At 76.8% G+C, this 1,395-nt stretch carries 1 protein-coding gene and 1 pseudogene; both read left to right on the top strand.

The window, feature by feature from the left end; all coding sequences use genetic code 11:
• Positions 1 to 402 (top strand): annotated as a pseudogene (locus AB0O00_RS39515) (SARP family transcriptional regulator); the annotation flags it as partial.
• Positions 383 to 1,395, top strand: a 1,013-nt coding sequence (locus AB0O00_RS39510) for a M28 family peptidase (RefSeq protein ID WP_363659499.1), incomplete at its 3' end; no start/stop codon positions are given. The pseudogene AB0O00_RS39515 and the gene AB0O00_RS39510, both read left to right, overlap by 20 nt.

The raw sequence follows: 1,395 nt of genomic DNA, 5'->3' as shown, positions 1-1,395 counted from the left end.
GGCGCCCGCCTGGCCTCCACGCTCGACCAGCTCTCGCTGGCCGGCTACCGCCTGTGGCTGCGGCTGAGCCTGTGCGAACTCGCCTCCATCCCCGAGTGCGTGGCCTCCGCCGTCGCCGACCGGCCGGACGAGGACACCCAGCGGCTGCTCGACCTGCTGGTCGGCCAGCACCTGCTCGCGGTCGCCCCCGGCGAGGTCGCCGACGGCCCGCACTACGCGTTCAACCCGCTCGTGCGCGACTACGCCCGGCAGCGCGCCGAAGCCGAACTCGGCGCCGCCACCGGCCGGGACATCGCCGAGCAGATCGCGGGCACGCTCCGCCGGTGCGAACCCTCCCGCGACCGCCACCACCCGTACCGCCGCCGCGAGGAGCCCACCGTCCATGGCAGTCAAGCGGTCTGACACCCCACCGGTCCGACCCGCCGAGCCGCCCGGCCCGCGCCGCGGCGGTTCCCCGGCACCACCCTCCCCCTGGATCCTCCCGGTCGCCGTCCTGCTCCTCGCCGCGCTCTGCGCGGCCCTGACCGCCTGGCAGGACCGGCTGCCCGCCCCGCGCGACGCGAACGCGCCCGCCCGGGACTTCTCCGCCGCCCGCGCCGTCGACCGCGTCCGCGCGATCGCCACCGAGCCGCGCCCGAGCGGCTCCCCCGCCCACACCCGGGTCCGCGAGGACATCGTGCGCACGCTCACCGAGCTGGGCCTGGAGACGAGGGTGCAGACCACCGCGTCCGTCACCCACATGCCCGACCTCTCCCCCACGGGCGCCGACTCCCGCTACGCCGGGCTGCGCGTGGACAACGTCGTCGCGCGCCTCCCGGGCAGCGCGAGCACCCGGCCGGTCGCCCTCGTCACCCACTACGACTCCACCGAGGCCGGCCCCGGAGCCAACGACGCCGGGGTCCCGGTCGCCGTGCTGCTGGAGACGGCCCGCGCCCTGCGCTCCGGACCGGCCCCGCGCAACGACGTCCTCCTCGTCTTCACCGACGCCGAGGAGAGCGGTCTGCTCGGCTCCCGGGCCCTCGCCGACGCACCGGAGTTCCTGCCGCGCGACGCCGTCGTGCTCAACTTCGAGGCCCGAGGCAGCCGCGGCCCCAGCCTGATGTTCGAGACCGGCCCCGACGCCGCCTGGCTGGTCGACGCGCTCGCCGACCACGTCCCCTCCGCGCGCACGAGCTCGCTGCTCGACGCCGCCTACCGCTACCTGCCCAACCTCACCGACTTCACCGTCCTCGCGCGGGCCGGCCACCAGGGTCTCAACCTCGCCTACCTGGACGGCTACACGGCCTACCACGGCGCCGCCGACGACCCGGACCGGGTCGACCCGGCCACCGTCCAGCACCAGGGCGACCAGGCCCTCGGCCTGGCCCGCACCCTCGGCGCGGCCGCCCTCGCCCA

Source organism: Kitasatospora sp. NPDC093558 (genome assembly GCF_040683475.1).
In the GTDB taxonomy this organism is placed as follows: Bacteria; Actinomycetota; Actinomycetes; order Streptomycetales; family Streptomycetaceae; genus Kitasatospora.
This window is presented reverse-complemented; position numbering and strand designations above follow the sequence as displayed.